This is a genomic window from Sphingomonas sp. Leaf37, from assembly GCF_920939475.1.
Lineage (GTDB): Bacteria > Pseudomonadota > Alphaproteobacteria > Sphingomonadales > Sphingomonadaceae > Sphingomonas.
The window spans coordinates 39864-64319 of the sequence record NZ_CAKLAX010000003.1; the positions used below are offsets into that span (position 1 = coordinate 39864).

The window sequence follows — 24456 nt, forward strand, 5'->3', positions numbered from 1 at the left end:
GAGCACGGGGGGCGTTGGTGATAGGTCTGGCGCTGCTGCCCATCGGCTGGGTGCTGAGCGGCTACGGCATGACCGGTCATATGGCGGCGCACATGATCGCGGTCGCCGTCGCCGCACCGTTGATTGCGGTCGGAGTGCAGGGAGGGCGGTTCGATCCCGCGACCAGCTGGCCGCGGCTCGCCTCTCCCCTGCCCACAGCGATGATCGAGGCGGTGGTGGTGTGGGGCTGGCACGTGCCTGTCCTGCGCAGCCTCGCCGCGCATCATCCGCTTGCACTCGTCGTCGAACAGGCGAGCTTCCTCGCCGCCGGCCTGCTGCTGTGGTCCGCCGTCCTCGCGCCACGACACGGCGCGGCCGGCGTCGGTGCGTTGCTGGTCACATCTATGCACATGACGCTGCTGGGCGCGCTGATCGGCCTCGCGCCCCGTCCGCTCTACATGCATCACGGCGCCGACGCGCTGGCCGACCAGCAACTCGCCGGTGTGGTCATGCTGCTGGTCGGCGGCATCGCCTATCTGCTCGGCGGGCTCGCGATGCTCGGTCGATTGCTCCAGACCCGCCCGGAGGCACGCGCCGTATGACCATCCGCATCACCTGGGCGCGCGCGGTCGCGACATTGGTCGGGCTGGCCGCGGCGGGGATGCTGTTCGCCTGGTCCGGGCTGTTCAACATTGCGGCATCGAGCGGACATTGGCCGATCACCGACTGGTTCCTGCACTGGACGATGCGCAATTCGGTACGGACCTACGCGGCCGTGACCAGCCCCGACGATCCCGCCGACCACAGCGGCATGGTCAGCGCCGCCGGGCATTTCGCCAACGCCTGTTCGATCTGTCACGGCGCGCCGGGCGTCAGGCCCGCGCCGGTGATGCAGGCAGCGACGCCCCCCGCCCCCGACCTCGCGGTCAATGCGAAGGAATGGAGCGACAAGCAGCTGTTCTGGATCCTGCAGCACGGCGTCAAATATACCGGCATGCCGGCGTGGGCGGTGCAGGACCGGCCCGACGAGGTGCGCCGCATGGTCGCCTTCGTCCGCCGCCTGCCGGGCATGACCGCCGCGCAATATGATGCGCTCGTCGCCGAGGCGGATCCGGGCGCGGATCTGGCCACCTGCACCGGTTGTCACGGCACAGACGGCAAGGGGCGAGGTGCGCGCGACATTCCCGTGCTCGGTGGGCAAAAGCCTGCATACCTGCTCGCCGCGTTGCAGGGCTATGCGAGCGGCAAGCGGTCGAGCGCGGTTATGCAGCAGGTTGCGATGCGGATGGATCCGGCCGAGATGGACGACGCCGCGCGCCGCTTCGCCGCGATGCCCGGCCTCGGCGCATCCCCGATGGGCACCGATGCCGCCGCGGCGAGGATCGTCGAACAGGGACTGCCGAAGCTTCAGCTGCCCGCCTGCGCCAGCTGCCACACCGCGGGCAAGGACTATCCGGTGATCGCCGGCCAGCGCGCCGGGTATATCGCGCAACGGCTGCGGCACTGGCGCGGCGAGGAGACGGTCGTGGATGCGCGCAAGAGCCACGCGACGATGCCGGTGATCGCGCGCCGCATTCCCGACGCGATGATCGATCCGCTCGCCCGTTACCTCGCCGGTCGATCCACGCGCTGACGGAACGTGCCGCCGCCTCGTTCGTCCCTGTCCCGAACAGGATAAGGACATCACATCATGGCGATCTTCAACAAGGACATGGTCGATCTCGCGGGCCGCAACACGCTCTGGCAGAAAGAGGTGTATCGCGACGCCAAGGTGCAGATCGTGCTGATGAACATCCCCGTCGGCGAAGAGATCGGCACCGAGACGCATCCCGCCGACCAGACGACCTATATCGTCGAGGGCGAGGCGCAGGTGACGATCGACGGGCATTCGACCAAGGCGACGCCGAACCATCTGGTGGTGGTGCCCAAGGGCGCCGAGCACAACATCGTCAACAAGGGATCGGGCCCGCTCAAGCTGTTTTCGGTCTACGCGCCGCCCGCCGAACCCGAAGGCGCGGCGTTCAAGACCAAGGCCGAGGCGGAAGAGGCCGAGAAGGGACTGTTGTCGAAAGTCGCCGATGCCGTGAAGGACGCGGTCGGCCGGTGAGCGCGCCCGCTCCCCGCCCCGCCCCGCGCGTCGTCATTACCGGCGCATCGAGCGGGATCGGCGCCGCGACCGCCATCGCTTTCGCCAGACAGGGCGCCACCCTGTTCCTCGGCGCGCGCGGGGCGGCAGGCCTCGACGACATCGCCCGGCGCTGCCGCGATGCGGGTGGCACGGCGGAAGTGCAGGTGGTCGACACCACCGATGCCGCCGCCGTCGCCGCCCTCGCGACGGCCGCCAGGGATCGGCTGGGCGGCATCGACCTGTGGTTCAGCTGCGTCGGCGTCGGCGTCGTCGGCCGCTATCAGGACGTGCCGATCGCCGATCACACCCGTGTGGTCGAGGCCAATCTGCTGAGCCACATGAATGATGCGCATGCCGTGCTGCCGATTTTCCTCGCGCAGGGCCACGGCACCTGGGTCAACATGATCTCGGTCGGCGGTTTCCTGGCGACGCCCTATGCCGCCGCTTATGCTGCCAGCAAATTCGGCCTGCGCGGATTCAGCGAGGCGCTGCGCGGCGAGGTGTCGAAGAAGCCGCGCATCCACATCTGCGACGTCTATCCGACGTTCGTCGACACGCCCGGCATCGACCATGCGGGCAATTACACCGGTGCGCGGTTGTCGCTGCCGCCCGGTGCGCTGGCACCCGAGACGGTCGCGAAGGCGGTCGTCCGGCTTGCGCGGTATCCCCGCAACACCACTGTCGTCGGTGCGCCCGGACTGGCGCTGAAGCTGGGCCAGTTCGCCGCCCCCAATCTGGGCGCGGCGATCATGAACGGCTTCATGGACGTCTGGTCGACCAGGGCGGATCGCGGCGAGGACACGCCAGGCGCGGTATTCGATCCTCCTGCGGCGCCCAGCGGTCCCGACGGCGGTCGCCGGCATCCCGAGCGGCGGCGCAAGGCAGCCGCGGCGGCGAGTGCCGGCGCAGCGGTTGGGTTCGCTGCCATCGGCGGGTGGCTGTGGCGACGGCGGCGCTGAATCAGTCGAGGCGCTTGCTGCCGGTCACGGTCAGCCGGACCATGCCGCCGGGGACGCGAGGCCGCTGCGCCCCCGTCGCCGGCTGACCACCACCGACCCACAGGTCGATCGGACCGGGAACGACGGCACGTCGTCCCGCCGTGTCGACGTGGCTCATCCCGCGTGGATCGACGACGAAGCGGACCTCGCGGCTTTCACCTGACTTCAGATGGATCCGCTGGAAGCCGACGAGCGCGCGGATCGGCGCGCCGGCCAGCGCGCGCGACGCGTACAGCTGCACGACCTCGTCGCCGGCGCGGGCACCGGTGTTGGTGACACGCGTCGTTACGACAGCACTCGCGCCTGCACGCAGGTGCGTCCTGTCGAGCGTCGGCGCAGCATAGGCGAAGCGGGTATAGCTGAGGCCGTGGCCGAACGGGTACAGCGGATCGCCCGCGAAGTAGCGGTAGGTGCGCCCCGTCATCGCGTAATCCTTGAACGGCGGCAATTGGCCGACGTTGCGGTAGAAGGTCACCGGCAGGCGTCCCGCCGGGCTGAAGTCGCCCGCGATCAGCCCGGCGACGGCGCGACCGCCCTCCCCGCCCGGATACCAGGCCTCGACGATCGCCGGCACGTGCTTGTCCGCCCATTCGACGCCGAGCGCGCTGCCGTTCATCAGCACGAGCACCAGCGGTTTACCCGTCGCCTGCAGGCGTTCGAGCAGCGCCTGCTGCGGCGCGGGCAGGTCGAGGCTGGTGCGGTCGCCGCCGGCGAAACCGGGCGCGCGGACCCTCATCTCCTCGCCCTCCAGCTTCGCGGTCAGCCCGCCGACGAACACGACGAGATCGGCGTCGCGTGCGGCGGCCACGGCGGCATCGTCGCGCGCGCCGACATTGCTCCATTCGAGGCTCTGGTCGCCGCGCGCGCCGGTCTGGATCGCCTCGACGACGATCTGGTAGCGTTTGCCTGCGGTCAGCGCGATCTCGCCATCGGCGATCGAGGCGGGATCGGCGGCGTCCCAGGCATCGACCACGGTCTTGCCATCGACGCGGATGCGGTAGCCGCCGTCGCCGTTGAGGCGAAAGCGATAGGGTCCCGTCTCCGCGGCGGCGAGATACCCGGTCCAGCGGATCGAGGTCGCGTGCTCGCGCCGTTCGGGACGCCCCCAGCCGAACCGTACGCTCTGCCCGGTCGCGGCGCGGACCGGCTGGCCGGTGAGCGCAATGTTGCCGAATTCCTCGACCTTCACACCGGGTGCGGCACATGCCGGGTCAAGGCATAGTGCGGTCGCCGGCACAGGTTTCAGCGGTGGGCCGATCAGGCCGGTGCCTTCGACGAAATCGATCGTGGCGGCAGGATAGCGTTGTCGCAGTCCCGCCAGCACCGTCACCGGATCGGATGGCGTGCCGTTGTAATTGCCGACCAGCGCATCGACCGAATCCGCATTGGGTCCGATGACCGCAATCCGGCGCGGATCGCCTTTGATCGGCAGCAGGCCGTCGTTCTTGAGCAGCACCATCGATTTGCGCGCGACATCGAGCGCCTCTGCCCGGTGCGCGGGCGTGTCGAAGTCGGCCTTGCCGATACCGCCGAACGTCCCGCCGTCGAGCAGCCCCAGGCGAAAGCGCGCCTCGAACAACCGCGTTACCGCGCGGTCGAGCGTCTCCGGTGTTAGCAGCCCCTGCCGTACCGCATCGACGACGATACCCGGGTCGGCACTTTTGTCGCGCCCGAATTCGGCGCAGATCAGGTCGGTGCCGGCGTTCACCGCCGCAGCGACCGCGCGTTCGGGCGTCGCCACGTAATGGTGCGATGTCGGCAGGAACAGATCGGCGATCGCCGCGCAATCGGACACGATATGGCCGGCGAACCCCCATTGCGTCCGCACGCGACTCTGGAGCAGCGGACTGGCGCAGGCGGGCACGCCGTCGACGGCGTTATAGGCGCACATCAGCCCCTGTACCTTCGCCTCGGTCACCGCGGCGCGGAAAGCGGGCAGATAGGTATCCTCCAGGTCGTGCGCGGACGGGTGCACGTCGTCCTTGTGCCGATCCGCCTCCGGCCCGCTGTGGACGGCGAAATGCTTGACGACGGCGAGCGTCTTGGGATGGGCGGGATCGGGTCCCTGCAGGCCGGTGATGAACGCGACGCCGAGCCGCGAGGTCAGATAGGGATCCTCGCCGAACGTCTCCTGCCCGCGCCCCCAGCGCGGATCGCGGAAGATGTTGACGTTGGGCGACCAGACGGTGAGTCCGCGATAGCGATCCGAACTGCCGTCGGGATGGCGCGAGGCGAGGTATTTCGCCCGAAATTCCGTGGCGATCACGTCCGCCGTGCGATGCACCAGCGCCGCGTCCCACGTCGCGGCCAGCCCGATCGCCTGCGGAAACACGGTGGCGTTGCCCGCGCGCGCGACGCCGTGCAGCCCCTCGCTCCACCACGCATAGGCGGGAATGCCGAGCCGCGGGATCGCCGGCGCGCTGTCCTTCAGCTGCGCCGCTTTTTCCGCCAGCGTCATCCGGGCGACCAGATCGGCGGCCCGCCGTTCCGCCGATAGCGCCGGATCGCGGAACGGCATGTCCTGCGCCGCCGCGGCGCTCGCCGTACCGAGCAGCAGCGCAGCGGCGAGCCGCATCACAGCGTGCGGAACCGGAAGTTGCGGAATCGCGCCTCGCCAGTGCCTGCCGAATAGAGGCCGGGCCGCAGCATCAGGAAGCCGCCGCGGACGTTGTGGTGATAGCCCGACACCTCCATACCGCGGTCGAAGCGCTGCCACGTCTTGCCGCCATCGCCGGAGGTATGGATCGCGACGATATGCCGCTTGTTGGCGATCCGCAGCATCATGCGGCGACCATGCGGATTGGTGGGCCGGCCGCGTTCGATCCCGTATTGGTGCGTGACGAAGCGCTTCTCGTCGAACCCGAGGCCGCAATAGAGCTTGTCGTCGTAGAACAGGACGAGCCCCGCGGTACCGCCGGGCGCGATCTCGACATCGCATTCGAACTCATACGCCTGATCGCCGGCGATCAGCATCAGCGGCGAGGAATCGCTGGGCGCCTTGCCCGTCGCCTTCAGCACCAATGCGCCTTTCTCGATCCGGATACGGTCGCGCTCGTTCGGGCCGGGGCGGAAGAAATTCCACTTCGCGCCGAGCTTGAGCGGCGCGGAGAAATCGTCCGACAGCGGCTGGCCGTGCGCGCCAGCCTGCCCGCCCTTGGGCTTCGGCAACGGTTTCGACAAATCGCCGCCGGTCATCCGGAACCAGCCATCGGCGGTCCAGCGAACGGGGTCGAGCAGCACCTGACGCCCGAGCGTCCAGAAGCCGTTCTCGAACCCGTGATAGACCGACCACCAGCTGCCGTCGGGCGCCTGAACGAGGCTGGCGTGGCCGCGCGACCACCATTTCTCGTCGTTCGACACCGTCCGCACGATCGGATTGCCGGGGTCGTTGACCCACGGGCCGTGGATCGACCGCGACCGCGCGACGATCACCATATGTCCGGTGGGTGGTCCGGCCGTGCCGCCGACCGCCGTGATCATGTAGAACCAGCCGTTGTGGCGGTGGATCTTGGGTCCTTCGGGGCTGAAACCCTCCACATCCCAATCGTCGGGATAGCGCCACGGGTCATAGACATGCTCGACCTTGCCGACCGTCGACAGCCCGTCGTCGGACAGGCGGATGCGGTCGCCGCCGGACAGGAACAGCCAGCGCGACCCGTCCTCGCCGACCGCGTGGCAGGGATCGATATGGCTATGCAGCCCCAGGCTCACCGGGTCGGACCACGGCCCGTCGATAGTCTCGGCGGTGATGACGTAGATGTCGTTCGGGCTTGCCTTGGTCGGGATGTACAGGAAGTAGCGGCCGTTGTGCTTTTCGAGGCTGACCGCCCAGACCGAGCCGATGTTGCGCGTCAGCGCTGCGGTGCGCGGGCGCCAGTTGACGAGGTCGCGGCTGTGCCAGATCGTCAGCCCCGGATAGCTGTCGAAGCTGGAGAAGGTCATGTAATAATCCGCGCCATCCTTCAGGATGGCGGGATCGGGCCGGTCGCCGCCGATCAGCGGGTTGAGGAAGCGGCCATCGCCCAGATCGGCGATCCGCTGCCCGTCGAACCCGCGACGCCAGCTGGCGTCGAACGGGCGGATGCAATCGGGTGCCGCCCTTTCGGCCGCTGCTGCCGGCGCGCCGGGGATCAGCGCCGCGCCGCCGGCGAGCGCGAGCCCGAATGCGTCGCGCCTGTTGAATTCGGTCATGCTGGCTCCTGGATCAGAAAAGGCTGGTCGCGATGCACGACGACATGGCCGCGTGCGTCGAAATCGATCCGGACGATACCGGGTTTCTCGCGGAAATGGCTCGCCTCGTCGTTACCGAAGAACGTTTGCCACCAGCGCCCCTGCCGGTCGCGAAAGATGTTGCCGCCGCCGCAGCACGGCGCGCCTTCGTGCGGTTCGCGCCACGGACCGGTAGGCGTGTCGCTCATCCAGATGCGGAAGGAATAGCGCCCCTCGTACCGGTCGACGACGCCGAGATAGAAGACGCCGTCGCGTTGGAACATCGTCGCGCCCTCATAGCCGAACTTGCGGCAACCTTCGGGGGCACACGGGCTGCGGTGATGGCGGGGATCGTTGTCCCATTCGGTCGCCGTCATCTTCTGCCAGTCGCCGGCGAGGCCGGACAGATCGTCCTTCAGCCGGACGATCTCTTCCGCCGACCCATAGGTCAGCCACACCGACCTGCCGTCGTCGAACAGCGTCGCATCGATGCTGCGGCGGATCGGCGCGTCGGGCGAAAAGGCGTGGACGTACGGCCCCTCCGCCTTGCCCGTTGTGCTCTTCAGCACCGCAAGACCGGCGCGGCTCATCGAATGGCAGATGTAGTAATTGCCACGGATGAAGTGGATCTCGGGCGCCCAGAGCGCGCGGAACGGCACGCCGGCGCGCATCCGCCAGTTCTTCTCCCATACGCCGTCGCGCTCGATCGACCAGACGAGGCCGCGATATTCCCAGCTGTCCAGATCCTTCGAACGCCACAGCTCGACGCCGTCGTTGACCGCCCAGATGTTGTCGCCGGTCGATCCGGTCATGTAATAATAGCCGTCGCCGCCGGGGCAGACGATCGTGTCGCGGATGTGGGCGTCGTGCAGCGGACGGATACGGGGCAGCAGCCCGGCCTTCACCGCGGTGCCGGCATCGGAGTCGTTCCATGGTGCCACCGGGTAGCGTGGGCGACCCGGCCCCTTGTAGCGGACGTCGGGCATGCCGCTGGTCCAGCCGCCGCTGGCGCTCGCCGCGGTGGCGCGTCTTCCGGCCCCGCTGACGCCGCTGAACGGCCAGTAATTCCTTGGCGGAGCCGGGATGATCCGCCCGCTGTCGTCGGCATCCGCCGCCCGCTTCGTACCGGGCAGAGGCGCCGGACCGTAGGGCAGTGCCGTCTGGAGCAGCGGCCGGGCCGCGGCGCTGCCTGCAAGCGCCAGTCCGCCGATCAGCACGTCGCGTCGTTTCATGCCCGTTGTCTCCCTGAACAAAATGGGCCCCGCCCGTCGTTGCCGGTCGGCAGGGCCAGAGGAACTCCCCCCGGGGAGGTGGGGAGGTACGGTAAAGCGAAGATCAGAAGCTGAACCGCGCACCGACGCGATAGACGCGGCCGGAGCTGCCGTATTGGGACACGGCCTCCTGCCCGTCATAGGCGAAGCGGTTGCTGGTCTGGTTGGTTAGGTTGAGCCCTTCGGCGGAGATCGACAGGCCCTTCATCAGGTTGATGTTGATCGACGCATCGACGTTGGTGGTCGAACGGCTGAAGCCGAAGTCGTTGATCAGCGGGCTGTCGCAGCCGACGGTCTCGGTGACCACGCCGTTGACGACGCCACCGCCGACAGTAGTCAGTCCCGGGCTGCACGATCCCGCCGCCAGCGGATACGTCGTGCTGTACCCCGCACGCTGCGCCACCGACACGCGAGCACGAAACGCCTTCGTCTCGTAAAATAAGGTCGCATTGATAGCATCCGGCGACACCCCGAGGAATGGCCCCTGCCCCAGCACCTGCGGCCGGGTTTGCACGCCCGCCGCGCTGACCGCACCTGGATCAAGTATGTAGTTCAGTTCCGACTTGATGTGCGTATAGTTTAACAGCACGCCGAGGTTGCGGAACGCCCATGGCAGGAACGTCAGATTCTGTTGGAAGTTGAATTCGATGCCCTTGATGTAACCACCCGGCGCATCGCGGTACTGACGCGCGACGAACGGGAAGTTGGCATCGAGATACGCCAGCTGGTTGATGTTGGTATATTGCGCCCGGATTGCCGCCCGCGTCGCGTCGTCGACGAATTGCGACAGCGGCGCGGCGAACAACACCGTCTGCGGGAAGTTCGAGATGTCCTTCTGGAACGCCGCGACCGAGATCAGGCTGCTGCGGGTGAAATACCATTCGGCGCTAAGGTCGAGGTTGCTCGACCGGAACGGCGCGAGCTTCGGATTACCGATGGTGAACGAGGCACCTTGATTGTCGCCGTTGTTCGGGATCGAAATCGAGGTGATCGTCGGCGACAGATTGCCGAGCAATGGGCGCGCCATTACCTTCGATGCACCGAAACGCAGGATCAGGTCGGGCACGATTTCGTAATTAAGATTCAACGACGGCAGCCAGTCGGTATAGTCGTTGGTACCGATAATCGGACGCCCGGCCTGCGACGTGCCGTTCGACGTCACGCTGGTGAAGGCGACGCGGGTGCCCGCATTACCTCGCAGCGACCGGCCGAAGACTTCGGTATTGAAGTCGAACTGCAGGTACAGTCCCTTGTCGTATTCATCGACGCCGAAGGTAGCCGAGCCGCCGTTGCGCTTGGTGGTCAGGCGCCAGTCGCCGTATTTGTTGATGCAGTCACACTGGAAACCGAGCAGGTCGTTGAATTTGGCGAGGTCGGGGACGAGGAAGCTCGTTACCGTGCCGGCGGGGGTTTGCAGGCCCTGACCGAAGGGCACGACCTTGCTGTTCTCCGCGGTGGTCGAACCGGCTTCGAGCAGGGTCGGGTTGAGCGTGTCGGTGTTGCGTTCGCCCTGCGACGTAAAGAAGCCGAAGCGGCGCAGCGTCCCGCCGAAGCCGACGTTGAACTGGTCGTTGACCCGCCAGTCGAAATCGGCGCGGATCGATTCATAGGTGTTCTTGACGTAGCGCTGGTAGTGGCGGATCGCCGAGAAGCCCTTCACCGTCTGCCAATTGGCGGGATCGGCGACGTCGAAGCCGAAGTCCATCACCGGCATGTTGCCGCCGGCGCGATCGTCGAAGGTGAAGGTCTGCGGCGAATCCATCCGATTGAATTCGACCAGCAACCCGGTCGAGGCATTGGTCGATTTCGACCGGCCATAGATCGCAGCCATTTTGAAATTGTCGGTGAATTCGTGATCGAGGCGGAACGTGCCCTGCCAGAATTTGGTGGTGTATTCCGAGTAATCGACCGCCGAGCGCATGTCGACGTTACGCAGCTTGAGATAGTCCGCGAGGCCGTTGGTGACGTTGGCGTCGAGCACGTCCACCCCCGGACGGCCGATCAGCTGGCCGCGATAGGCAAGGCCGTTGCTCGACGGGATGTACCCCACCGAATTCGGGTTGTTGTAATAATCGTACGGATCTAGGTTGAACGGGTTGGTCGAGAAGATGTTGGCGTTGGTCGGATTGACGCCGCCCGGCACGACGGCCGCACTGCCCAGCACCGACGCCACGCGCTGCCCCTGCGCGTTGAGCGCGGTGGCAAACGCAGGCGTCGTCCCGTACAGCGACTGGCCGCAATCCTGCGACACCGCGATGTCGCTGCCCGCGGCGGGCGTGCACAGGCCGGGATAGGCCGCACGTGCGGCGATCGGCGTCAGCCGGCCGTTCGCCGTGTTGTAGGCGGCATTGGTGTTGTTGCGGTTGAGGCCGACCGGCGACAGCTGGTTGTTCTCGCTCTCGTTGTGGAAGCGCGAATACAGGCCGTCGATCGAGACGCGGGTCTTGTCGGTGACGTCCCACTGGTACGCGCCGGTGAGGCCCAGCCGCTGATTGCGAACGACCTGATGCGTCAGCGCCGGCAGTGCCGGGATGCGCACGGTGGAATCGTCGAAGCGGCCGGGGGTGTTGTAGGGTGCGCCCGGATAGAGCTTGGCATACGCGGCGGGATCGGAACCGGTCTGAAACGCGGTCGCATCGGGATTGGCGTAGTTGAGCGTGCCGACCGGTGCCGAGAAACCGGCGCGCTGGGTGGCGCCCTCGCCGACGAACTGGCTGCTGCGGTAGAGGTAATCCGACGCACCGACACCGCGGTTATACTGGTCGATGACGTTGATCGTCCGGTTGTAGGCGCCCGAGAACAACAGGCCCATGCGCTTGTCCGCACCGAAGCGGAACGAGGCGAGACCGGCAAGGCGCGGGTTCGTCTTCTTGCTGTTCTCGTTGTAGCTGGCGGTGGCCGATCCGCCGATCCGCGTGCCCTTGAAATCGAACGGCCGCCCGGTTTCCAAATCGATCGTCGCGCCGAGCGAGCCTTCGTCGGTTTCCGCCATTGGCGTCTTCTGCACCTTCAGCGAGCTGAACAATTCCGAGGCGAAGGTCGAATAGTCGAACGAGCGGCTGCGGTTCGGGCTGGTGCCCGAATCGTTCGATCCGGCGGTCGACAGCGCCTCGATGCCGTTGAGGCGGGTGCGGTTGAAGTCGCCGCCGAGACCGCGGACGGTGATGCCGCGCCCTTCGCCATTGTCGCGATCGATCGAGACGCCGGGCAGGCGCTGCAACGATTCGGCGAGGTTGGCGTCGGGGAAGTCGGCGATATCCTGCGCGTTGATCGCGTCGATCTGCACGTCCGAATAACGCTTGTCGTTCAGCGAACTCTGGATCGAGGCGCGGAAGCCGGTGACGACGATGTCCTGCGACGCGTCGCCGGCATCCGTTTGCGCGGCGGTCGACGCGGTCTGCGTCGTGTCCGTGCCAGTATCGAGCGCGCGCGAGGGACCGTTGGGCGCGGGCGTCAGCGTCGGATTGCCGCTGGTGTCGACGGCGGGGTCGGAACCGGTCGGACGCACCGGGCTGGCCTGCGGCACCTGCTCCTGCGCATAAGCCGCGGGTGCGAACAGGCTCGCCAACGCAAGCGCGCCGAGCGACGTCCCCAGTCTGGCCAATGCGGTCGTCGTATAGGTCATCATAGTCTCCCGTGGATTGGCCGGTGCGCTCACGGCGCCCAGCCTTGTAGAATTGCGGTCGGCGTGAAGGCGGCGGCCTCCGCGTCGGTCAGTCGTCGCCGGCTCGCCCCGGCGGGCGCGGCGCCCGGTCCGGTGGATCGCCATTCGAACAATCGCGCCTGCTGCGGCTCCAGCATCCGGCGCACCCCGGCGGGATCGGTGAAGCCCATCGCGGTCCAGCCGTCGGTCTTGATATGGGCATCGAGGCGACAGCGCAGGAACACCGCGGTGCCGAGGATCGCCATGTTGCCGCCAGCGCGCCACGGCCGGCCGAGCCAGGCCGACCGGTCCGGCACCCCTGCCTCGCGCGTCACATGGCAGCGATCGAACACCAGCCCGAACCGTTGGTCGGCAAGCGTGCTCGGCGCCGCGATATAACCCGATTGCAGCGCGTTGGGCACGAAGCGGGTGACGATCGCGCAATTCTGGAACAGCGCCGGGGCGCCGCCGAAGATGAAATCGACGCCGCCGACGATCCGGCAGCGGCGGAACAGCGACCGCGCGTTGACGTACAGCGTGTCCTGATAGCCCTCGATCACGCAGCGATCGACGAACACGCGATCGGCACTGCGCGCCAGCGATAGCGCTACCGCCTGCGCGCCGCCGCTGGCGTGGCTGACGGTATCGGCGATGAAATCGAAATCGTTGCGGATGGTGAGGCCGCGCAGAGTCACGCCGGCGGCCTCGACGATCATCGTGCCCGTGCGGCCGGTGCCCCACGGCTTGCCGTCAGGCGCGATATGGCCTGCCGCGGCGCCATAGACGATGACGACGCCGGGGCCGGCGGCGGTGAGGACTACGTCGGGAACGGAGACGGTCAGCTTTTCGCGATAGGTGCCCGGCGCGATTACGATCTCGACCGGACCGGCGATCGTCGCCGCCTGGCGAAGCGCCTCTGAAATGGTGGTGATACCGGTATCATTTCGACCGACCCGCAACGTGGTCGCTGCCCTGGCGGCGAGAGCGGGTATTGTCGTCAGTATCCCGCCGACCGTCGCGATCGTCGCCGCAGCCTGGCGACGCGAGCAGCTAAGCCGCGGAATATGGACCGGTAATGTCGACACGTCCTCTCCCTCCCTCACCGGTTCTGTCGAACTCTATGGTAGCGCTAAATTTACGCGATTCATTGCAACTGGCAAGCAGATATTGCTACCGGTGTCAGGACAGCGCAACGACGCTGACGAAATCGAGGAAAGGATGCGCTGATGACACGGAAGATGGGGCTTCTCATAGGCTTGACCGCGATGGCATCGCCGCTGGCCGCGGCGGTCGTCGGGCACATGACGCCGCCCCCGTCGCTCGGCGCGGCGCAGCTGTCCGCCCTGCCCGCAGATGCGCGCGCGGCGTGGCAGGCATATCTGGCGCGATCGACCGCGGCGATGGCGCGCGACAAGGCCGCGCTGGCCGCCGAGCGCGCGGGCCTGACCACGATTCCGACGCCGCCGCCCGAATCGAAGGCGGAGACGATGCCGCTCGATTCCTATGCCGGCTGGTATGCAACCGCGCCGGCGCAGGCGGTCGCCGACAATATCGTCAGTTATCAGACGCCGACCGGCGGCTGGGGCAAGAACCAAGACCGCACCGCACCACCGCGGACGCGCGGGCAGATGTACCTGCCCTTCGACAGCAAGGCGGGCATCTATGCCGCGGCGGACGGGGCCGGCGGGTGGAGCTTCATCGGTACGCTCGACAATGACGCGACCACCACCGAATTGTCGTTCCTGGCGCGCGTACAGGCGGGCCGGCCGGGTGCGGCGGGGGAACGCTATCGGACGACGTTCCTGAGGGGCATTCGCTATCTGCTGACGGCGGAATTTCCGGGCGGCGGCTGGCCTCAGGTGTTTCCGTTGCAGGGCGGCTATCACGATGCGCTGACGCTGAACGACGATACGATGGTGAAGGCGACGGCGCTTTTGCAGCGGACCGCGGCGGGCACGGGCGACTATGCCTTCGTGCCGGCGGACGTGCGAACCGCGGCGCGCGACGCGGCGGCGCAGTCGATCGCGACGATGCTGGCGACGCAGATCACGTCCGAAGGGCGCAAGGCGATCTGGGCGCAGCAATATGATCCGCTGACCCGCAAGCCGGTCGGTGCGCGCAATTTCGAACCGATCGCGCTGGCGACCGCGGAAAGCGCGGCGCTGCTCCGCTTCCTGATGGTGCAGCCCGATCCGTCGCCGGCGATGCGGCAGGCGATCACGGACGGCGCGGCGTGGTTCGCGTCGCATGCAGTGCGCGACATGGCGTGGGCGAAATCGTCGGCTCCGGAGGGGCGGCGGCTGGTCGCGCAAGCGGGGGCCGAGCCGCTATGGGCGCGCTTCTACGATCCAGCGACGGGCAAGCCGGTCTTCGGCGATCGCGACCGTTCGATCCACGACGACGTCAACGAGATCAGCCTGGAACGGCGCAACGGCTATTCCTGGTTCGGCACCGCCGGGACCGGCGTTGCCGCGGCCTATGCCAAGTGGCAGCAGCGTCATGGCGCCTGAGCCGAAGGCCGCGATCACGCGGTCGATCACGCGGCGAGGATTGCTCGCCGGCAGCGCGGCGGTGGCGCTGGCCGGCGCCGCCGCAGCGGTGTGCGCCGCCGATGTCGCGCCGGACCGCGCGGCGATCACCGCCGCGATGCTGCGTGCGGCGCGGCACATGGTCGAACGAGTGAGCCACCAGGGTGGCTATGTCTGGCAGATCGCCCTCGACGGTGGGCGGCAATGGGGCGAGCTTGAGGCCTATCCGACCAGCGTCTGGATCCAGAATCCCGGTACGCCGCTGATGGGGCAGCTATTCCTCGATACGTATCGGGCGACCGGGGACGCCTATTTTTACGGGGCGGCGGCGGCGGCGGCGGATGTGCTGGTTCGCGGGCAGCATGAGAGCGGCGGCTGGAACTATCATTTCGACCTTGCGGGCGACGCATCGACCCGGCGCTGGTACGACACGATCGGCAGGAATGCGTGGCGGCTGGAGGAATTCCAGCATTATTACGGCAACGCCACGTTCGACGACGGCTGCACCGCGGATTGCGCCAAGTTCCTGCTGCGCATGTACCTGGAAAAGCGCGACGCCCGGTTCCGCCCCGCACTCGACAAGGCGATCGGCTTCATGCTGGCGAGCCAGTATCCGGTCGGCGGCTGGCCGCAGCGTTTCCCGCTGCGCGACGAGTTCCACCACCACGGCCTGCCCGATTATACGTCCTGCATCACCTTCAACGACGATGTCGCGGCAGAGAATATCGCGTTCCTGCTGATGGTCTGGCAGACGCTGGGCGACCGGCGCGTGCTGGACCCGATCGCGCGCGGCATGCAGTGCTTCATCGCCGCGCAACAGCCGATGCCGCAGCCGGCATGGGGCCTTCAGCATAGCGTCGCCGACCTGAAGCCGGCGGGCGCACGGACGTACGAGCCGAAGGCGCTGGTGTCGCATGCCACCGCGGCGAACGTCGCGCTGATGATGGATTTCTACGAGCTGACGGGCGACGCGGCATTCCTCCGCCGCTTGCCGGAAGCGATCGACTGGCTGGAGTCGATCCGCCTGCCCGCCGCGATCGATCCGAAGCGGCGCTGCCCGACCTTCGTCGCGATCGGCAGCAACCAGCCGATGTACATCCATCGCCGCGGATCCAACGTCGTCAACGGCGCCTATTATCACAACGACGACCCGGTCGGCACGATCGCGCATTACAGCTCGTTCCGCGCGATCGACGTCGACCGGTTGCGCGCGCGGCACAGCCGGCTGGCGGCATTGCCGGTGGCGGAGGCGACGGCGGGATCGCCGCTGAAGGCCGGGCGGCGCGCGTTGCCGAAATACGTGACGCTGGCGCCGATTGGCTTTGCCGAGTTGAAGGCCGATACGCCGCCGACGGCGCCATCGGCGGCCGAGGTGGTGGCCGTGCTGGCCGATCTGGATGCCGAGGGCCGCTGGGTGACGCCCCTGCGCAACACCAGCCACCGCTACACGCGCGATGGCGACCCGCGGCCCGCGCCCGGCAATTATGCGCAGACCTATGTCGGCGACGCGACCGACACCTCGCCCTATCCGGACCCCGAGCCGCAGCGCGGGATCAGCACGGAGGCGTTCGTCCGCAACATGGGGGTGCTGATCCGAGCGATCGCGGCGCGCTGACCGTTACGCGCGGGCCGTCACGCGCTGGTCGTCGCGCGGGCCGTCCCGCGCTGGCCGTCACGCGATCCGCAGGTCCGGCCCGACCAGCCGGACCGGCCGCCCCGGCGTCAGCGTCACCACGCGCGTCGTATCGCCGCAGCGCAGCGTGCGCTGTCCGGCGACCGTGGACGTGATCGTCGCCGAGGCGAGCCGGCCGGACTGCCACGCAAGGTCAACCGAACAGGCGCCCCGCGCGCGGAGGCCGCGGATCGAACCGGTCGGCCAGGCACGCGGCAAAGCCGGCAGCAGCGCGATGTCGTCGCCGGTGCTGCTCATCAGCATCTCGGCGATCGCCGCCGCGCCGCCGAAATTGCCGTCGATCTGGAACGGCGGATGCGCGTCGAACATATTGGGATAGGTGCGCTTGGGCCCGATCAGGAACCGCAGGATGTGGTGCGCACGCTCGCCATCGCCCAGCCGCGCCCACAAGGCGATCCGCCACGCCGTCGCCCAGCCGGTCGCCTCGTCACCGCGGATGTCGAGCGATCGCCGCGCCGCCGCCGCGAGCGCGGGCGTGCTGCGGACGCCGATCTGCCCGCCGGGGTAGACGCCATACAGGTGACTGACGTGGCGATGGTGCGGGTCTTTGGCATCGGCATCCCAGTCCGCCTGCCATTCCTGCAACTGCCCGCCCCGCCCGACCTTGAACGGCGCCAGCCGCGCGCGCGTCGCGTCGAACGTCCGGGCGAGAACGGCATCGCGGCCGAGAATGGCCGCCGCCTGCGACGCCTGCGCGAACAGGTCGCGCAGGATCGCCATGTCCATCGTCGGGCCGGCGCAGACCGATCCGCCGTGCCCATGATTGTTCTCTGGCGACAGCGATGGATTGGTTACCAGAAATCCGGTGCCCGGATCGGTCTGCAACGTGTCGACGAAGAACAGGGCGGCATCGCGGATCAGCGGATAGACCGAGGCGAGATAGCGCCGGTCGCGGCCGTAATCGTAATGGTCCCACAGATGCGTGCACAACCATGCGCCGCCGGTCGGCCACATGCCGTACGCGGGCCCGTCGATCGGCGCGGTCGCGCGCCACAGGTCGGTGTTGTGGTGGCACACCCAGCCGCGCGCGCCGTACATGACCTTCGCCGTGCGGGCGCCGGTCACCGCCAGATCGCGGACCATCGCAACCAGCGGCGCGACGCATTCCGGCAGGTTGGTCGCCTCCGCAGGCCAATAGTTCATCTGCGTGTTGATGTTGATCGTGTACTTGCCGCCCCATGGCGGGCTGACGCTGTCGTTCCACAGTCCCTGCAGATTGGCCGGCTGGCTGCCCGGCCGCGAACAGGCGATCAGCATGTAGCGGGCATAGTTGAAATAAAGCGTCGCCAGCGCCGGATCGCCGCCACTCTCGCCATCGCGGATACGGCGATCGGTCGGCCTGTCCGCGCCGGCGCCGCGCCCAAGATCGAGCGAGACGCGGCGGAACAGCGCGCGATGCGCCGCCACCGCCTCGCGCGCGATCCGCGCATGGCCGTGCGCCGTCGCGCGATCGATCTGTCCGCGGGTGATCGCCGCCGGATCGCCGCCGACGTCGTCGAACCGTCGGTAGCTGGTCGCCATCGCGATCAGCACGACCAGCTCGCGCGCGCCGCGCACCGCCAGCGTATCGCCGTTGCGCGTCAGCGTTCCGCCGGTCGGGATCGCCCGCACGCGCGCATCGAACGTCAGCGCACCGGCGACGCCGTTCGCCATGTCGTTGCGTCCTGCCAGCACCATCTCCGCGTCGCGTCCCGGTTCGATCCGGCCCTGCTTCAGCGGCGTCGTGAACGACAGGTCGACGTCGATGCCGGCGGGCGCATCGGCGGTCAGGCGGATGGCGATCACCTGATCGACCGGAGAAGCGATCACCTCGCGCCGGTACGTGACGCCGCCGGCGGACCAGCGCGTGGTCGCGGTCGCCGTGTCGAGGTCGAGTTCGCGCCGATAGCCGGCGACCGGTGCGGGTGCATCGGCGGGGGTGACGATGCTGGTCAGCCCGCGCGACGCCGGCGTCGGCGGGGGCGTTGCGGGTGCATCCGGTCTGGCGATCACCAGCGTGCCGATCGTGCCATAGGGCATCTGCCGCACCGGCCGCGCCATCACCTTGTCGCCGATCAGCGCCTGCGCATCGGCGTGGCGGCCGGCGAAGATCAGCGCGCGCACCGTCGGCAGCGCGGCGAGGGCATCGGGGCTGGCGGGATCGTAGGGGCCGCCAGCCCACATCGTATCCTCGTTCAGCTGGATGTATTCGCGATCCGTCCCGCCATGCACCATCGCGCCGATCCGCCCGTTGCCGACCGGCAGCGCCTCGACCCAGCTCGCGGCAGGCTGTGCATACCAGAGCATCGTCGTATCCGGTGACGCGACCGACGGGGTTCGCCCGGCCCCTGCCGCAGCGGCGGCCGGGACGGCCAGATTGGCGCCGGCGGCAAGCAACGCCACGGCATCACGCCGGTTGATCGGGCCCATATGATCGGACATGCCATCTCTCCTGCTTTTGATTGCAGTATGATAGCGGTATCATTGTGTGACAAGCGAGGAATGACGCGATCGGATTATCCTGCCGCCTTTCGGTCGGCGCGGACGTGGCGCGAGAGCAGATTCCACAGCGCATCGTTGTCGACGACCCAGGCGTGACCGCCACCGACGGTGATACGGGCAACGACTTCCGTCCCGCTGCGGCAATTCCCGTAGCGCTCCTCGTAGACCGTCGGCGATATCCGCCGCGTGACCGGCGCGGCGGTGCATCCGTTGATCTGCGCCCAGCGCTGTTCGGCCGCGTGCATGGTGTAACGCCAGTAGCCGGCGCCGCCGCCGGCGATCGGATTGGTGGTATCCTTGTCGCCGGCAAAGGCGATCACGGACACCGGCGTCCGCGGGCGGCAGGATTGCGGATCGGGCCGGTCGGGATCGGCAGGCAGCGGATTGCCCGCGCGCAGTCCCACGACCGGGGCGATCGCCGCGAACCGCTCCGGCGCGACGCAGCCCAGCCACGAGGTCATCCGTCCGCCGCCGGACAGGCCGGTGACGTAGACCCGCTGCGGATCGGCGCATCCCTCTGCGACGAGCCGGTCGACCAGCGCCGTCAGATAGGCGACGTCGTCGCGCGCGCCAGGGCCGGGAATCGTGCCCTCGACGGTGGGGACACCCGGAATGTTCCAGACGAAGCCGGTCCTCACCGGGATACCGCCATCGGGATAGGCGATGAGGAAGCCGTTCGTGTCGGCGGTGTCCGCAAGCCGCGAATCGCGGAGCATCTGCGCACCGGTCGCGGTACTGCCGTGCAGCAGGATCACCAGCGGCAGCGGCCCGCCGGTCCAGCCGGCCGGCACGTGCAGCGCGGCGGGCTTGCCGCCATCCGGTGCGACGCTGCCGGCACCGGCCCGCAACGGGCAGCGCGCCTCCGCCGCCGCGGTCCCGCTTCCCCAGAGCGCGCCGACGACGAGGATGCACAGGACGACGAGGGACGACAGCAGGGACCGGATCATGATCCGATCGTGCGATCATGCTCCATCACCGTCAACCTTCCCGTCCGTCGACAATTATCCACAACCTTTCGCGACGAACGCTTGCCCCGGCGCGCGCTTCGCTCTAGGCGCGCTCTTCCCAAGCGCCCGTAGCTCAGCTGGATAGAGCATCAGACTACGAATCTGAGGGTCGGACGTTCGAATCGTTCCGGGCGCACCACATACCGAACCATGTGCCGCATCGCGCCCCTTGCGCGATCGCATCGCCGTGATCGCACGAGGTGGACGTTGGTAGACAAAAGCTGGGGAACCGGATCCACCGGGTTCCGGATCAGGACGAACGACACGGCGGCGGAGCGTGCGACCCAGCGCGCACAGGCGCGCGATGCGCGCGCGCAGGATCGCGCCGCCGCCATCACCCGACGACTGGAGGCGCGTGCGACGGACCGCGACGCGGAGGCGCAGGCGCGGGAGCGGGCGCGCGAGGAACGGCGCGCGGCCGAGATGCCAGCGGCCAGCGGCGATCCCCATGCCGCCGCCGCCCAGCGGCGGCGCGGGTCGGGCCGCAAGGACGTGGTGCGGGAACAGCGCGATACCCGCGGCTATGCGACGGTGGTGGACGTCGCCCGCATACGCGAACTGGCGAAGCGCGGCGCGTCGACCGCCGGGCTTGCCGGTGCCTTCGGCATCAGCATCGCGGAGGTCGAGGCCGCGCTCGCCGACGCGGACGACTGAACGGCGGGTCCCGCGCTACATCGCCATATCGTCGCCGAATTGCGCTTCGTTGAGCCCGGGCGTCGGTTCGCCGATGAAGACCGGCATGGCCGCATCCGGCATGCCGAGTTCGTCACTACCCTCGCCACCGGCGACACGGGCCGCCGGATCGAACGACGCCGTGTCGAAGCCGGCGGGTTCGCCGTCGATTCCCGATCCGTCGCCGTCGGTCTGCGGTGCCTGATCCAGCGAGGATACGGGCACGATCTCGTTCGCCGATTCCGCACCGCCCCCGAACATATCAGTCAACAGGCCTGCCATGATCATTCTCCCTCATTGATGGACGTGGATGTCGCGCACCGGACCGGTCGGGTCATCCGTCCGCGGTGAATTCCTGGGTGATGGTGCCGACGAGGTTCGCGGTGGCCTCCAGATCGACGCTGAGCGTCACGTCGTCGGTGCGCGACCAGGTCGTCTCCGACCCGTCCAGACCGTAATAGGTGCCGCCCATCTCGCTGTGCAGCGTGATCGTCGGATCGACGTCCAGCGTCAGGCCGCCATCGACGCTGCCGCTCTGGCTGTCGGCGCTCTGGTCGGTGCCGCCCGCGCCCTGATCCGCATCCTGATTGTGCGCCTGATCCTGCGCCAGGGTGCCCAGCGTACCGTCCGACGCCTGCGCCTCGTCCGAATCGAATATGCGGGTGAGAAAACCTGCCATGTCTCGTCTCCTTATTCCTCGCGGAAGCTGCGGCTCATCGCGTCGGTGAACGGCGCGAAGAGGTAGTCGAACAGCGTCCGCTCTTTTGTCTTGATGTTGATCGTCGCCGGGATGCCGGGTTGCAGCGTCAGCCCTTCGCGACGCGCCGCCTGTGGATCGTCGAGCACGATCTGCGCCTTGTAGAAGGCGGTGCCGTTCTGCTCGATACGCGCCGGCGACAGGGTGACGACGCGTCCCTTGAACGCGGTCTGGCCATGCGGGTTGACACTGGAGAAGCGGATCGTCGCTTCCTGTCCCAGCCGCACGTCGTCGATGTCCTGCGGCTTGACCCGCGCCTCGACGATCAGCGCGCGGCCGGTGGGTACGATCTCCATGATCGTCCGGCCGCTGCCCATCACCATGCCCGGCCCCATCGGCACGACGCCGGAGACACGACCGGCGGCGGGCGCGCGGACCATGTCCTGATCGGCGAGATATTTCGACACGTCGAGCTGCGACCCGACCTGCACCAGCTGCTGCTGGACCTGGTTGAGCTGGCTGACGGTGTCCAGCGTCTGCGTGTCGCGCAGCCGCTGTCGCGCGATCTCCGCCTGACGCACCGCGGCCATGCCGGTGCCGACCTCCGCCTCCAGCTGCGCCCGGTTGCGTTCGAGCGAACGGATCGTCGTCAGCCGCGCGAAACCGCGCTTGTAGAGCATCTGGTAGTCGGCGAGTTCGTCGTTGATCAGCGCCAGCTGCCGCCGCGCCGCGTCCTGCTTGACGCGCGAGGCGGACAGGTCCTGCTCGCTGCTGCCGCGGTCCGCCTGCTGCACCGAGCGATGCCGGGCGAAGATCATGCGTTGCGATGCCATCGCCGCTGCGACCTCGGGCTCGCCGGCGCGGCGGGTCAGGTCGGCGGGGAACACCAGTGCGGCCTTGCCGTCGCGCTCGGCGATCAGCCGCGCCTCGAGTGCCTGCAGCCCGTCGCGCTGCGCCTGCGCCTGCCGCAGCTGCGCGCCGGAGCGCACGCCGTTCAGGCGCACCAGCGGCTGGCCCGCACGCACCGCCTGCCCTTCGCGGACCAGCACCTGCGTGACGATGCCCGGCGCGGCGGGCTGGATCGCGATCTGGTCGCCGCTGACGGTGACCTCGCCCGATGCTATCGCCGCGCCCGAGATCGGCGCGAGCAGCGCGAAGGCCGCGATCAGCGCGATGAACAGGCCGAGCGCGATGAGCCCCGCGCGGATCGTGCCGCCGGCATGGTCGAGCGGGCGGATGTCGAGCTGGCGCATCCGGCGGGCCACCAGCCGGCGCGGCAACGGGGCACCGGCGCCGCCGGCCGCGAGGAAGTCCAGCTTCATACCGCCTCCACCGGTTCGCGGGCGATCGATCGCACCATCTCGGTCCTGACCTTGCGGAACACCCTGGCGCGCGGGCCGTCGAGTTGCAGGCCGCCCTTGTTGAGCACCAGCACGCGATCGACGTGCGCGATCGGGTTGAGGCGATGCGCGATCAGCACGATCGTCGACCCCTCGCCGCGCAGGGTCGCGAGGGCTGCGGCCAGCGCCTCCTCGCCATCGGTGTCGAGGTGGGCGTTGGGTTCGTCGAGCACCAGCAGCCGCGGCGATCCGAACATCGCCCGGGCAAGGCCGATGCGCTGACGCTGGCCGCCGGAGAGACCTGCGCCGCCTTCGTCCAGCTGCGTCTCGTAGCCGTCGGGCAGCGCCATGATCATGTCATGGACGTTGGCGCGCGTCGCGGCGGTGATGACCTCTTCATCGCTCGCCTTGGTGAAGCGCGCGATATTCTCGCGGATCGTGCCGGGGAACAGCCCGACCGTCTGCGGCAGGTAGCCGACGTAGCGGGAGAGGTATTCCGGGGTCCAGTTGCGCCCCTCGATCCCGCCGATCGTGACCTTGCCGCTGTTGGGGCTGGTGATCGCGACCAGCATCCGGGCAAGGCAGCTCTTGCCGGCGCCACTGGGCCCGACGACGCCCACCACCTCGCCCGCCCCGATCGTCAGGCTGATGCTGCGCAACGCGGGCTGGCGTGCGCCGGGCGGGATATAGCTCGCATTGTCGACGACGATGTCGACGTCGCGGTCGGGCAGGTCGATGCGACCCGGCGGCGGCGGCGCCTGCAACAGCGACGTCTGCACCCGCCGGCCGGCGGATATCGCCTGACCGATCGATCGCCATCCGGTCACCGCGATCTCCAGCGGCGCGAGCGCGCGGCCAAGCAGCACATTGGCGGCGAAGATGCTGGCCGGCAGCATCCGGCCCTCGACCACCAGCCAGCCGCCGATGCCGATCATCGCGCTCTGCATGACCAGCCGGACGAACTTGAACAGCGACGACATGCCGGCGCCGCGATCGCTGCCCTCCGCCTGCCGCCGCATCATCGTCTCTCGATCGATATGCCAGTGCACCGACAGCGCGTCTTCCATCCCCATCGCCCGCACCGGTCCCGCGAACCGCGCCACCGCATCGGTAAAGCGATAGCTGCGCGTCGCCGCGGCCTGCGCCAGTTCCGATCCTTCACGCGTCACCCGATTGTTGACGATGGCGAGGGTCAGCAGCAGCAGCGCACCGCCGGTGGCGACCCCGCCGAGGATCGGGCTGATCAGGAACAGGACGATCAGGAACAGCGGCATCCACGGCACGTCGAAGAAGAATTGTGCGCCCGGACCGGCCAGCGCGCTGCGAAACTGGTCGAGGTCGCGCAGCATCTGCGCATTGCGCGACACGGCGCCGTTGCGCGGGGCGAGCTGGACGATCGCCTGGAACACGCGATGCGCCAGAATACGGTCGAGCCGCGCCGCCGCACGGATCAGGATGCGCGCGCGAATGGCGTCGCAGAATCCCATCGTGGCGAGCGCGATCAGCAATCCGATGCTGAGCGACACCAACGTCGGGATGCTGCCGCTGGGGATCACCCGGTTGTAGACTTCGGTCAGGTAGATCGGCGAGGCGAGGAACAGCAGGTTGACCGCACCGCTGAATCCGGCGGCGGTCCAGATCAGCCGCTTGCACTGGCGCAGCGCGGAGGCGAATTCATCACCCGAATCCAGTTCGCTGGCGCGGACCGCGCTGTCGAGCGCGATCACCTGCGCACTGGCGAGCGCAGCCTGATCCTGCGCGTCGCGCAGCTCGTTCGAATTCAGATCGGCAGACGTGGTCGCGGTCATGC

At 68.3% G+C, this 24456-nt stretch carries 18 protein-coding genes and 1 tRNA gene; 8 read left to right on the forward strand and 11 right to left on the reverse strand.

The window, feature by feature from the left end; all coding sequences use genetic code 11:
* Positions 1-14 precede the first annotated feature (14 nt).
* From LRA87_RS09890 to LRA87_RS09905, 4 genes are read left to right on the forward strand one after another with little or no spacing between them, the layout of a single operon-like run.
* A complete protein-coding gene (locus LRA87_RS09890; RefSeq protein WP_230631279.1) occupies positions 15-581 on the forward strand; it encodes a cytochrome c oxidase assembly protein in 567 nt (188 codons plus the stop codon).
* Positions 578-1612, forward strand: coding sequence for a c-type cytochrome (locus LRA87_RS09895; protein ID WP_230631281.1), 1035 nt, complete (start codon positions 578-580; stop codon positions 1610-1612). The genes LRA87_RS09890 and LRA87_RS09895 overlap by 4 nt, the downstream gene beginning before the upstream one ends.
* Before the next feature lie 57 nt (positions 1613-1669).
* Positions 1670-2086 carry a cupin domain-containing protein gene (locus LRA87_RS09900; RefSeq protein ID WP_230631283.1) on the forward strand — a complete coding sequence of 139 codons (417 nt, stop codon included), beginning with the start codon at positions 1670-1672 and terminating at the stop codon, positions 2084-2086.
* Entirely contained in the window at positions 2083-3066 is a 984-nt protein-coding gene (locus tag LRA87_RS09905; RefSeq protein ID WP_230631285.1) for an SDR family oxidoreductase, read from the forward strand. Before LRA87_RS09900 ends, LRA87_RS09905 begins: the two co-directional genes overlap by 4 nt.
* 1 nt (position 3067) lies before the next feature.
* On the opposite strand, the gene LRA87_RS09910 is transcribed toward LRA87_RS09905, so the two are convergent.
* The 5 genes from LRA87_RS09910 to LRA87_RS09930 all read right to left on the reverse strand — a co-directional run bounded on the left by LRA87_RS09910 (position 3068) and on the right by LRA87_RS09930 (position 13313).
* Complete coding sequence (locus LRA87_RS09910; protein ID WP_230631287.1) at positions 3068-5680, reverse strand: glycoside hydrolase family 3 C-terminal domain-containing protein; 2613 nt, start codon at positions 5678-5680, stop codon at positions 3068-3070.
* Positions 5680-7296: a family 43 glycosylhydrolase gene (locus LRA87_RS09915; protein WP_230631289.1), complete on the reverse strand. Its 1617-nt coding sequence runs from the start codon at positions 7294-7296 to the stop codon at positions 5680-5682. Before LRA87_RS09915 ends, LRA87_RS09910 begins: the two co-directional genes overlap by 1 nt.
* Entirely contained in the window at positions 7293-8546 is a 1254-nt protein-coding gene (locus LRA87_RS09920) for a family 43 glycosylhydrolase (RefSeq protein WP_230631291.1), read from the reverse strand. The genes LRA87_RS09915 and LRA87_RS09920 overlap by 4 nt, the downstream gene beginning before the upstream one ends.
* Before the next feature lie 103 nt (positions 8547-8649).
* Positions 8650-12213, reverse strand: coding sequence for a TonB-dependent receptor domain-containing protein (locus LRA87_RS09925; protein WP_230631293.1), 3564 nt, complete (start codon positions 12211-12213; stop codon positions 8650-8652).
* A gap of 26 nt (positions 12214-12239) precedes the next feature.
* Positions 12240-13313, reverse strand: coding sequence for a pectinesterase family protein (locus LRA87_RS09930; RefSeq protein ID WP_230631295.1), 1074 nt, complete (start codon positions 13311-13313; stop codon positions 12240-12242).
* Between the two features lie 141 nt (positions 13314-13454).
* Between LRA87_RS09930 and pelA the strand changes: the two genes are divergently transcribed.
* Together pelA and LRA87_RS09940 are read left to right on the forward strand one after the other, a co-directional pair.
* Entirely contained in the window at positions 13455-14738 is a 1284-nt protein-coding gene (gene pelA, locus LRA87_RS09935) for a pectate lyase (protein ID WP_230631297.1), read from the forward strand.
* A complete protein-coding gene (locus tag LRA87_RS09940; RefSeq protein ID WP_230631299.1) occupies positions 14728-16371 on the forward strand; it encodes a pectate lyase in 1644 nt (547 codons plus the stop codon). The genes pelA and LRA87_RS09940 overlap by 11 nt, the downstream gene beginning before the upstream one ends.
* A 57-nt stretch (positions 16372-16428) precedes the next feature.
* On the opposite strand, the gene LRA87_RS09945 is transcribed toward LRA87_RS09940, so the two are convergent.
* Entirely contained in the window at positions 16429-18870 is a 2442-nt protein-coding gene (locus LRA87_RS09945; protein ID WP_230631301.1) for a glycoside hydrolase family 95 protein, read from the reverse strand.
* A 74-nt stretch (positions 18871-18944) separates the two neighbouring features.
* The gene (locus tag LRA87_RS09950; RefSeq protein WP_230631303.1) at positions 18945-19877 is read right to left on the reverse strand and encodes an alpha/beta hydrolase family esterase; all 933 of its coding nucleotides are present in this window, start codon (positions 19875-19877) and stop codon (positions 18945-18947) included.
* A 122-nt stretch (positions 19878-19999) separates the two neighbouring features.
* On the opposite strand from LRA87_RS09950, the gene LRA87_RS09955 reads away from it, so the two are divergent.
* Positions 20000-20076 (forward strand) — tRNA-Arg (locus tag LRA87_RS09955).
* A gap of 68 nt (positions 20077-20144) precedes the next feature.
* A complete protein-coding gene (locus LRA87_RS09960; RefSeq protein WP_230631305.1) occupies positions 20145-20591 on the forward strand; it encodes a hypothetical protein in 447 nt (148 codons plus the stop codon).
* A gap of 15 nt (positions 20592-20606) precedes the next feature.
* Here the strand turns inward: LRA87_RS09960 and LRA87_RS09965 are convergent, their stop codons facing one another.
* The 4 genes from LRA87_RS09965 to LRA87_RS09980 are packed head-to-tail and all read right to left on the reverse strand — an operon-like array spanning position 20607 to position 24454.
* Positions 20607-20891, reverse strand: a complete 285-nt coding sequence (locus LRA87_RS09965; protein WP_230631307.1) for a hypothetical protein — start codon at positions 20889-20891, stop codon at positions 20607-20609.
* A 52-nt stretch (positions 20892-20943) separates the two neighbouring features.
* On the reverse strand, positions 20944-21288 hold the full coding sequence (locus LRA87_RS09970) for a hypothetical protein (protein WP_230631308.1): 345 nt from the start codon (positions 21286-21288) through the stop codon (positions 20944-20946).
* 11 nt (positions 21289-21299) lie between these two features.
* Positions 21300-22628, reverse strand: a complete 1329-nt coding sequence (locus LRA87_RS09975; RefSeq protein ID WP_230631309.1) for an HlyD family type I secretion periplasmic adaptor subunit — start codon at positions 22626-22628, stop codon at positions 21300-21302.
* The gene (locus LRA87_RS09980; RefSeq protein WP_230631310.1) at positions 22625-24454 is read right to left on the reverse strand and encodes a type I secretion system permease/ATPase; all 1830 of its coding nucleotides are present in this window, start codon (positions 24452-24454) and stop codon (positions 22625-22627) included. The genes LRA87_RS09975 and LRA87_RS09980 overlap by 4 nt, the downstream gene beginning before the upstream one ends.
* Positions 24455-24456 lie beyond the last annotated feature (2 nt).

Excerpts from the sequence above, each read along its gene's own strand:
- LRA87_RS09895 (WP_230631281.1), top strand. The coding sequence starts at position 578 with ATGACCATCCGCATCACCTGGGCGCGCGCGGTCGCGACATTGGTCGGG.
- LRA87_RS09900 (WP_230631283.1), top strand. The coding sequence starts at position 1,670 with ATGGCGATCTTCAACAAGGACATGGTCGATCTCGCGGGCCGCAACACG.
- LRA87_RS09910 (WP_230631287.1), bottom strand. The coding sequence starts at position 5,680 with ATGCGGCTCGCCGCTGCGCTGCTGCTCGGTACGGCGAGCGCCGCGGCG.
- LRA87_RS09915 (WP_230631289.1), bottom strand. The coding sequence starts at position 7,296 with ATGACCGAATTCAACAGGCGCGACGCATTCGGGCTCGCGCTCGCCGGC.
- LRA87_RS09920 (WP_230631291.1), bottom strand. The coding sequence starts at position 8,546 with ATGAAACGACGCGACGTGCTGATCGGCGGACTGGCGCTTGCAGGCAGC.
- LRA87_RS09925 (WP_230631293.1), bottom strand. The coding sequence starts at position 12,213 with ATGATGACCTATACGACGACCGCATTGGCCAGACTGGGGACGTCGCTC.
- pelA (WP_230631297.1), top strand. The coding sequence starts at position 13,455 with ATGACACGGAAGATGGGGCTTCTCATAGGCTTGACCGCGATGGCATCG.
- LRA87_RS09940 (WP_230631299.1), top strand. The coding sequence starts at position 14,728 with ATGGCGCCTGAGCCGAAGGCCGCGATCACGCGGTCGATCACGCGGCGA.
- LRA87_RS09945 (WP_230631301.1), bottom strand. The coding sequence starts at position 18,870 with ATGTCCGATCATATGGGCCCGATCAACCGGCGTGATGCCGTGGCGTTG.
- LRA87_RS09950 (WP_230631303.1), bottom strand. The coding sequence starts at position 19,877 with ATGATCCGGTCCCTGCTGTCGTCCCTCGTCGTCCTGTGCATCCTCGTC.
- LRA87_RS09965 (WP_230631307.1), bottom strand. The coding sequence starts at position 20,891 with ATGGCAGGCCTGTTGACTGATATGTTCGGGGGCGGTGCGGAATCGGCG.
- LRA87_RS09970 (WP_230631308.1), bottom strand. The coding sequence starts at position 21,288 with ATGGCAGGTTTTCTCACCCGCATATTCGATTCGGACGAGGCGCAGGCG.
- LRA87_RS09975 (WP_230631309.1), bottom strand. The coding sequence starts at position 22,628 with ATGAAGCTGGACTTCCTCGCGGCCGGCGGCGCCGGTGCCCCGTTGCCG.
- LRA87_RS09980 (WP_230631310.1), bottom strand. The coding sequence starts at position 24,454 with ATGACCGCGACCACGTCTGCCGATCTGAATTCGAACGAGCTGCGCGAC.